This window comes from Massilia sp. UYP11 (assembly GCF_050434805.1).
Taxonomy (GTDB): domain Bacteria; phylum Pseudomonadota; class Gammaproteobacteria; order Burkholderiales; family Burkholderiaceae_D; genus Telluria.
Map to the genome: position 1 here is coordinate 1 of NZ_JBNDJE010000042.1, position 8046 is coordinate 8046.

An 8046-nucleotide genomic window follows, 5' to 3' on the forward strand; every position below is an offset into this window, starting at 1 on the left:
CCAGCTCGGCCTGTGCTCGATTTGCTCAACAAAGCCGTCTGCACATCTGCGATCCAACTGCAAGCAACCGCAACGAACTGCTGCTGTCTCTACCAATATTTCTTGCTTGCCCTGTGAGCAACATCGCCATATACTATATTGAAACGCTTTTACCATCCGGTATTGGCTGCGCATTCAATCGGTATCGGTCCTTCGCTAGCGAACTGCTTTCGGGCACGTGAAGAAAGCCGCTTCGCCGCAAGTGGTGGCGGTTCGGTCATCATTGCATTCGGCTCGCTGGAAAATGCGTGAATTGCTGTCTGTTTAATAACAGGAGATATGTCATGGTCAAACTCGCGTTGTTCGTTCGTCTTGAAGCCAAGCCAGGTAAGGAGAAAGACGTAGAAAGCTTTCTGTTAAGTGGTCTTCCCCTCGTTCAGGCAGAGCCAGCTACTACAGCTTGGTTCGGCATCCGCCTGGGGCCGTCAACCTTTGGCATCTTTGACGCGTTTCCAGATGAGGCTGGGCGGCAAGCTCATCTTTCCGGCGAAGTCGCGGCCGCGCTCATGGAAAAAGCGGGTGAGTTATTCGCCCAGCCGCCGTCAATCGAAAAGGTTGACGTTCTTGCGGCAAAGCTGCCGGGCTGAGCAAGCCCGACAAGTCGCTCAAGTCGACGGCTCACTGGCGGCGCCAGCGAGTCGTAGCTTGGCGCGGGCGTTGAACGACCGCTTCATGGAATCGACAAGGCCTGCTTACGGGTCGATAGTGGTCGGCCGCAACATTTTTGATGAAAGGCGTCTTTGACGCGGTCACGCTCTCGAAGGAGCTGTTCAAAACGGTATCCGAGCAATCTAAGTTAAGCTTGCCAAGCCTCTTAAGTTTGCAAAAGAACCGATGGATGCCGTACCTGTTTGCCGCCTGCATGCGCAGCGCTGGCGCCCCCTTACCGCAGGCGAAATCGCCATGGCATCGCTGCTGTTCCGCGACGTCATCGATTACACGCGCGTGCGCATCCACGGTAATCCCCCCACAAAAAAGCGCGTTTAGAAGTAGAATTTTCTACTTAACAGAAAGCTCTACATGAAGACGTTCCGCTTTACCGACAGCCAGATCATCGCCATCCTCAAGCAAGCCGAAGCCGGCAGCCCTATCCCGGAACTGTGCCGCGAGCACGGCATCAGCAACGCCACGTTCTACAAGTGGCGCGCCAAGTACGGCGGTATGGATGCGTCGCTGATGGCACGCATGAAGGAACTCGAGGACGAGAATCGGCGCCTGAAGAAGATGTATGCCGAGGAGCGCCTAAAGGCCGAGATTGTCGCGGAGGCGTTGACAAAAAAGTGGTAGCGCCATCTCTGCGGCGAGAGATGGCGCAGTGGGCCGTGACACAGCGGTCAGCCACGATTAACCTGGCGTGCCGGGCGTTTGGCATCAGCCAGACCTGCTACCGATACAAGGCCAAGCTGGACGCGGAAAACAGCGTCATCGCTGATTGGCTGGTGCGATTGACGAACAACCAGCGCAACTGGGGTTTTGGGCTGTGCTTTCTGTACCTGCGCAACGTCAAAAAATTTAAATGGAACCACAAAAGGGTCTACCGCATTTACCGTGAGCTCGAGCTGAACCTCCGGATCAAGCCGCGCCACCGCCTGGTGCGCGAGAAGCCGCTGCCCCTGGCCGTGCCGACCGCGATCAACCAGAGCTGGTCCATGGACTTCATGCATGACCAGCTTGCCGACGGACGCAGCATCCGCCTGTTCAACGTCATCGATGACTTCAACCGCGAAGGCTTGAGTATCGAGGTCGACTTCTCGCTGCCATCCGAACGCGTCATCAGGTCGCTGGACCGAATTATCGAATGCGCGGCACACCGGATGCGATCCGTTGTGACAACGGTCCAGAGTACATCAGCGCCGTGACCTTGGCTTGGGCAGCCAGACGTGGAATCCGCATCGATTTTATTCAGCCCGGCCAGCCTCAGCAAAACGCTTACGTGGAGCGTTACAACAGGACCGTGCGGTACGATTGGCTGGTTCATCACCTCTTTGAAACGCTCGACGAGATCCAGGAATTTGCCACTCGCTGGCTGTGGACCTACAATCACGACCGGCCCAACATGGCACTCGGCGGCATTACACTACAACAGAAACTTGCTCTTGCCGCTTAACCTCTACTTTTAGCTCGCTCTAAAAATGGGGAGATTACCATCAAGCCAGTGATCGACAAGGTCTACGCCTTCCAGGACACGGTGCAGGCCTACGAGCACCTGGCGCGCGGTGCGTTTGGCAAGGTCGTGATCAAGGTAGCCGACTGATTTTGGCCCCCAGCCGGCCGGAAGCCCCGGCCGGCGATACGGCCAAATCCACGCACAAGGAGCAAACAATGGACGACACTACAGTACCGCGCGAGTGGCCCTTTTCCGAGCACGTCGAGCATCATGCTGGTTTCCGGCGAATGTTCGCGCCCGGCCGGCTGACACTCGGATTCATCTTGCCACTGGAGGCATACCCCGATATGCCGGCGCCGACGATGCGCGATCATGTCACCGTCATGCGCTACGCCGACCAGGCAGGCTTTGCAGGTGTATGGGCGCGTGACGTCCCACTATTCGATCCGATGTTCGGTGACACCGGACAGCTGTACGAACCGTTCACCTATTTAGGCTTCCTCGCCGCCAGCACCCAGAGCATCGCACTGGCCACAGGCAGCGCGGTAATCACCCTGCGCCATCCGCTGCTGCTGGCGAAACAGACTGCATCGGTCGACCAGCTTTCCGGCGGCCGCATGGTACTTGGCATTTCGTCAGGCGATCGCCCGAGCGAGTACCCCGCATTTGGCATAGAAGGCGATTTCGAGACGCGCGGCGAGCGATTCCGCGATGCGTTCGGGATGTTCCGGGCCAGTTTGCAGGAAGCGTTCGCCGTGCACGACTCCGAACGTTTTGGCAGGTTGGATGGGAGTCTGGACTTGCTCCCAAAGCCGCCCCACGGACGAATTCCGGCCATCGTCACTGGACGCAGCCGCCAGGATCTGGAGTGGATTGCGCGGCATGCGGATGGCTGGCTTTACTACTTCGTCAATCCCGAACACCTGGCACCGATCGTGTCGACATGGCGCGACGTTGTGCAGCGGGAGACGCAGTCGGGCATCTTCAAGCCGTTTGCCCAAGGCCTGTTCTTCGACCTGGCTGACGACGCAAATCACCCCTTGATGCGCATCCATTCCGGCCTGCGGGTCGGGCGCAACAGGCTGATCGACTACCTCGGCGGCTTGCAGCAGCTGGGCGTGAACCATGTCGCCTTCAACCTGAAAGCATCGCGCCGGCCGGCTACCGAGGTGCTGCAGGAGCTTGCCGAATTCGTCCTGCCGGCGTTTCCGTCGAACTTGATCATCAACAGCGATCGCCCCGTCCAGTAATGCTGTCGGACGGGGCGAAGTCTTGCCGCGCTTCCACGCTGAGCAAATACGTTGCAGCGCTCTCAAACTGTCATCACGATCTTGCCGAACTGCTGGTTCGATTCGAGGTATTCGTGCGCTGCCACGACGTCACTCAGCGAGAAGACCCTGTCCACGAGCGGCCGGAGGATACCGGCTTCAATTGCTGCCGAGATAAAAGTCCGGACGCGCTGCAGCGCTGCTGCATCCTCGGTCACTTCCGTGTACACGAAACCACGCACAGAAAGACTGCGCTTCAAAGCCAGCTTCAGCGGAAACGGCGTCGCATCGGGACTGAGTGCGCCGTGCACGACAATCGTTCCGCGCTTGGCCATGGCCCCTGCGAGCTGGTTCACTTGCGGACCGCCGACCGCGTCGAACGCGCACTGGATCCCGTACGGCGCCAGTTCGCGCAGGCGGCTCTCCAACGGCTCGTCTGACGTGCTGATGACGGCTTCGGCTCCAGCAGCCAACAGTGCATCGCGCTTTGTGCTGGTCAGTGTCACCGCGATGGGCCGCGCACCCACCTGGCGTGCAACCTGTATCGCAGCCAAGCCTACGCTGCTTGATGCAGCGGTGATGGCAATCCAGTCTCCTTTGCCAAGTCCTCCGGCCTCCACGAGACCGCCGTATGCGGTCAGATAGGCCATCCACAGGCCAGCTCCCTCCACCGCGGACAAGCCGGCCGGTTGCGGGACAAGGTGGGTAGCGGGAATCAACGCATGCTCGGCATAGGTGCCATATCTGCCGAGCTCGAACCCGGGCAGGACGCCGACCATGTCGCCGACCGCGAATCCTTGCACCGACGGGCCAAGTGCAGCGATCATGCCAACCGCCTCGAAGCCCAGCATGGATGGCAGTTGCGCCTTCTCGAGATACTGGCCCATGCGGAACATCTTGTCCGCCCGATTCAAGCCGATCGCCTGCACCTCGATGAGTACTTCGCCATCTGCGGCCTCAGGGACACTGCGCTGCTCCAACCGCAATACACCCGGGCCGCCAAGTTCATGAAATCGAACCACCTGCGACATGGTCATACCCATCCTTCAGGAAGCGACGTCGATCACGATCTTGCCAAGGGCCTTGCCGGCCTCCTGAGCGTCATGCGCGGCATGCGCGTCGGCCAAAGTGTAGCGCCGTTCGTCGACCAAGGGTTTCAGTTTGCCCTGCTCCGCCAGGCGGGTCGCCTCGCGCAGGATGTCGCCATGGTGGGCTCGTCCTTCACCGCTCAACATGGGGAGCAGCACGAAGATACCGGACAATGTCACGCAGCGCAGAGAGCCTGGCGCCAGATTGTGCTCCGCGAAAGCGTAGCAGCTGAGAACGTGTCCATAAGGCCTGGCCGCAACAAGTGAGTCGTCCAGCGTCTGTCCGCCGACGGTGTCATAGACCACGTCGAAGCCAACGCCATTTGCATACTTCGCGACGTAGTCCACGACCTTGGCGTCGCGATAATCGATGGGCGTAGCGCCGTAGCCTTTGATGACGGCGTGCTTAGCCGCCGAGGCAGTCGCATACACGTCGGCGCCGAGCGCACGGGCGATCTGCACTGCCATGTGACCAACACCACCCGCGCCGCCCTGGATCAGCACGCGCTGGCCAGCATGTACGCCGGCACGGTCGACCAGACCTTCCCAAGCGGTCAGAAACACCAGCGGCAACGCAGCCGCTTCGCGCATACTAAGGTTCTTTGGCTTCGGTGCCAACAGGCGAGCGTCGACGGCCGCATATTCGGCGAGCGTTCCCGGAATGCCACGCACGCCGCCAGCCAATCCGTACACCTCGTCGCCGAGCTTGAAGTCGCTCACGTCCTCACCGACCTCGACGACCGTGCCCGCCAGATCGGTGCCGAGAATCGCAGGCAGTTCGGGCATGGCATACGGCGCTGCACCGGTGCGGATCTTGTAGTCGATCGGATTGACGCCGCTGGCAGCGATCTGTACCAGCACTTCGCCCGCTTTCGGTGCTGGCCGGGTCGCCTGGGTATCGATGAATTTGCCGTCGGCGTAGTCGTTCAGGACGAGTGCGCGCATGGTGGCTTGGGTAGTCATGTATTGGTTCCTTGTGAATGTGGCCCTTGGGGGCAAACTGAATGTGGGGTAATATTGATCCATAAGGTCCCGCCTGTAAATTAGGCACTTTTTAGGATCATAGGCACCTATAGGTAACCATGGCTTCCACCGTTCGTCATCCCCCCGATCCACTGGTCATCAGTGAAACCTGTCCACCGCGGCGTATCCACATGCTATTGACGCCCAAATGGACGTCCATGGTGATCTACGTCCTTAGTTTCGGTCCGCTACGGACTGGCCAGTTACAGCGCAGCATGCCGGGAATTTCGAAGAAGATGCTCACCCAGACCTTGCGCGAGCTCGAAGCCGACCAGCTGTTGTCGAGGAAGGTGCACCAGGTGGTTCCACCCGCAGTCGAATATTCGCTGACGGAGCTTGGACAGAAGTTCGTCGAGCCTTTGCTGGCACTTTACGATTGGGCCGAAGCCAATTTCGTACTGCTCGATAAGGTAGAACGCAACAGAGCAGCTTCCGGCCAAGCTGAGATCGTCGAAGATGAAAGCGAAGCCTTGCCGCTTTCCTGAATCGCCGAGCTGATTGTTGTATTCGACGATAACAATTCGGACTCTATAATCGGCTTTTGCCGGCGCCTGGCCGCACGCGGCCAGGCCGTACCCACTACCAAGAAAGATGTGTCGATGGAGCTGCTTCAATCGATGCGCCTGTTTTCCAGGCTTGCTGAACTCCAGAGTTTTACGAAGGTCGCTGAAGCGCTGCAGATGGGCCGCCCCCAAGTGACGCTGGCCATTAATCAATTGGAAGCATCGCTCGGCGTGCGTCTGTTCCAGCGCACGACGCGCAAGGTGAGCCTCACCGCGGAGGGTGAGGCGTTTCTGGTCAGGGTCGCAGGGATTCTGGGCGGGGTCGATGAAGCGGTGACCATGTTCGGCGCGCCGGGCGACATCGTGCGCGGGCGTCTCCGGATCGATATTTCTTCCGCCCTGGCGGTGGAATCCTTCACGGATTCATTGAAAGCTATGGAGTGATGGAATTTACAGCGGGTCGGGTAACTGACCTGATATGGTAAAAATACCGCGTGCCTTGTTAGATTGACTTATTGAAGTCGTCTGCTACGCGGGATCATTGGAAAAAGTCGAGCTTTGAGACGATTTAGAAAGTAGCAAAGTGCTTCCGCGCAATCTTCTTTCCTTAACTTCCCGAAATGAAAGAAAATTGCGCGAACTAACCATTTATTGTAAAACCTATCGCCTGCTTTAATTTTGTGAATCGTCTTTTAGCATGCGCCAATAAATAATATTTTCTTTATTTATTAGGTTTCAGCACGACTTTGGTCCACCCTTCGGCACGTTTATCAAAATTCCGATAGCCAGTCGGTGCATCCTCCAATGCAAGCTCGTGTGAAATGATCTGCGAGGGCGCCGCTTTACCTTTATGAATTAATTTTGCCAAATAACGGTTGTAATGCTTGACGTTGGCTTGGCCGGTGCCAATCTTCTGACCCTTGAACCAAAAATTGCCGAAATCGAAGGCAATTTTACCTTCCTTTCCTAACGCGTCTGGACTCTTTGGATCCTGCGGGAGGAATACACCAACCACGCCGATGCCGCCAGTGGCCTTGACCGTCTGCACCAAGTTATTCATTGTCAGATTTGGCACTTCCTTACCGTGCTTGTCGCAACACTGGTAACCAACGCATTCGCAGCCGCAGTCGGCGCCCTTGCCGTTGGTAAGGTTCAAGATTTTCTCGACGCCGGCGCCTCCGGTGTCGTCGATCGCCACCGCGCCCATCTTTTCGGCCAGAGCCAAACGATCCTTGTGCGTGTCCACGACGAAAACTTCGCTTGCGCCTTTAATGAACGCAGACATGGCCGCCATTAGGCCGACCGGGCCGGCGCCGTAGATCACGACCGATTCACCCGGCTTAAGGCCAGCCAATTCGGTAGCGTGGTAGCCGGTCGGGAAAATGTCCGACAACATCACGTAGTCATTTTCCTTTTCCTTAGCGTCTTCCGGCAGTACCAAGCAGTTGTAATCGCCGAACGGCACCCGTAGCAGTTCGGCCTGGCCGCCACTGTACGGACCCATGCCGGCAAAACCGTAGGCAGCCCCGGCCGTGCCTGGGTTTGCCGTGAGGCAAGCGCCGGACAAGCCCCGTTCGCAATTTTCGCAAAAGCCGCAGCCGATGTTGAACGGCAGACAGACAACGTCGCCGACCTTAACGCGCTCGACGGCGTTGCCGACCTCGATGACTTCACCCATGTTTTCGTGGCCCAAGATACGGCCCGTTTCCAGGTTGGTACGGCCTTCGTACATGTGTAGGTCGGACCCGCAGATGTTGGTTGTCGTGATACGGACCAAGACGTCAGTCGGCTTTTCAATCTTGGCGTCCGGCATGTCTTTGACCTGGACGTCGCACGGGCCATTATAAACGAGTGCCTTCATGATTTTCCTTTCAGAACGAGGGTAAATTCATCGCGAGCAGCGACGTTAGGAGGAGAAAGAATATAACGAAATTCTTCACAAAGGCGCACTGTTGAACGCTGCAAAGATTTACGCCTGGGCCGGCTTTGTTGCGTAAATCGAGCGAAGGCCGAGCTAA

General features: G+C 57.8%; 9 protein-coding genes and 1 pseudogene. 7 read left to right on the plus strand and 3 right to left on the minus strand.

Annotated features, from left to right (window positions below; translation table 11 throughout):
* The 5 genes and pseudogenes from ABIB38_RS23830 to ABIB38_RS23850 form a co-directional block, all read left to right on the plus strand.
* Window positions 1-221, plus strand: a 221-nt coding sequence (locus tag ABIB38_RS23830; protein WP_429207261.1) for a hypothetical protein, incomplete at its 5' end; no start/stop codon positions are given.
* 102 nt (window positions 222-323) lie between these two features.
* Complete coding sequence (locus tag ABIB38_RS23835; protein WP_066419950.1) at window positions 324-626, plus strand: putative quinol monooxygenase; 303 nt, start codon at window positions 324-326, stop codon at window positions 624-626.
* Between the two features lie 247 nt (window positions 627-873).
* Window positions 874-1026, plus strand: a complete 153-nt coding sequence (locus ABIB38_RS23840) for a hypothetical protein (RefSeq protein WP_184238383.1) — start codon at window positions 874-876, stop codon at window positions 1024-1026.
* Between the two features lie 33 nt (window positions 1027-1059).
* A pseudogene (locus tag ABIB38_RS23845) lies at window positions 1060-2146 on the plus strand (IS3 family transposase).
* Window positions 2147-2361: 215 nt separating this feature from the next.
* Window positions 2362-3396: an LLM class oxidoreductase gene (locus ABIB38_RS23850; RefSeq protein ID WP_285383130.1), complete on the plus strand. Its 1035-nt coding sequence runs from the start codon at window positions 2362-2364 to the stop codon at window positions 3394-3396.
* Between the two features lie 62 nt (window positions 3397-3458).
* On the opposite strand, the gene ABIB38_RS23855 is transcribed toward ABIB38_RS23850, so the two are convergent.
* Both ABIB38_RS23855 and ABIB38_RS23860 read right to left on the minus strand, forming a co-directional pair.
* The gene (locus ABIB38_RS23855; protein ID WP_279976164.1) at window positions 3459-4451 is read right to left on the minus strand and encodes a zinc-dependent alcohol dehydrogenase family protein; all 993 of its coding nucleotides are present in this window, start codon (window positions 4449-4451) and stop codon (window positions 3459-3461) included.
* Window positions 4452-4460: 9 nt separating this feature from the next.
* Window positions 4461-5465, minus strand: a complete 1005-nt coding sequence (locus ABIB38_RS23860; RefSeq protein ID WP_429207263.1) for a zinc-dependent alcohol dehydrogenase family protein — start codon at window positions 5463-5465, stop codon at window positions 4461-4463.
* Window positions 5466-5656: 191 nt separating this feature from the next.
* Between ABIB38_RS23860 and ABIB38_RS23865 the strand changes: the two genes are divergently transcribed.
* Both ABIB38_RS23865 and ABIB38_RS23870 read left to right on the plus strand, forming a co-directional pair.
* The gene (locus tag ABIB38_RS23865; protein WP_379737980.1) at window positions 5657-6010 is read left to right on the plus strand and encodes a winged helix-turn-helix transcriptional regulator; all 354 of its coding nucleotides are present in this window, start codon (window positions 5657-5659) and stop codon (window positions 6008-6010) included.
* A 114-nt stretch (window positions 6011-6124) separates the two neighbouring features.
* Window positions 6125-6472, plus strand: coding sequence for a LysR family transcriptional regulator (locus ABIB38_RS23870; protein WP_051996335.1), 348 nt, complete (start codon window positions 6125-6127; stop codon window positions 6470-6472).
* 277 nt (window positions 6473-6749) lie between these two features.
* Here ABIB38_RS23870 and ABIB38_RS23875 read toward each other — a convergent pair whose 3' ends face one another.
* Window positions 6750-7889 carry a glutathione-independent formaldehyde dehydrogenase gene (locus ABIB38_RS23875; protein ID WP_036209533.1) on the minus strand — a complete coding sequence of 380 codons (1140 nt, stop codon included), beginning with the start codon at window positions 7887-7889 and terminating at the stop codon, window positions 6750-6752.
* Window positions 7890-8046: the final 157 nt, after the last annotated feature.

Excerpts from the sequence above, each read along its gene's own strand:
- ABIB38_RS23875 (WP_036209533.1), bottom strand. The coding sequence starts at position 7,889 with ATGAAGGCACTCGTTTATAATGGCCCGTGCGACGTCCAGGTCAAAGAC.
- ABIB38_RS23855 (WP_279976164.1), bottom strand. The coding sequence starts at position 4,451 with ATGACCATGTCGCAGGTGGTTCGATTTCATGAACTTGGCGGCCCGGGT.
- ABIB38_RS23865 (WP_379737980.1), top strand. The coding sequence starts at position 5,657 with ATGCTATTGACGCCCAAATGGACGTCCATGGTGATCTACGTCCTTAGT.
- ABIB38_RS23850 (WP_285383130.1), top strand. The coding sequence starts at position 2,362 with ATGGACGACACTACAGTACCGCGCGAGTGGCCCTTTTCCGAGCACGTC.
- ABIB38_RS23840 (WP_184238383.1), top strand. The coding sequence starts at position 874 with ATGGATGCCGTACCTGTTTGCCGCCTGCATGCGCAGCGCTGGCGCCCC.
- ABIB38_RS23835 (WP_066419950.1), top strand. The coding sequence starts at position 324 with ATGGTCAAACTCGCGTTGTTCGTTCGTCTTGAAGCCAAGCCAGGTAAG.
- ABIB38_RS23870 (WP_051996335.1), top strand. The coding sequence starts at position 6,125 with ATGGAGCTGCTTCAATCGATGCGCCTGTTTTCCAGGCTTGCTGAACTC.
- ABIB38_RS23860 (WP_429207263.1), bottom strand. The coding sequence starts at position 5,465 with ATGACTACCCAAGCCACCATGCGCGCACTCGTCCTGAACGACTACGCC.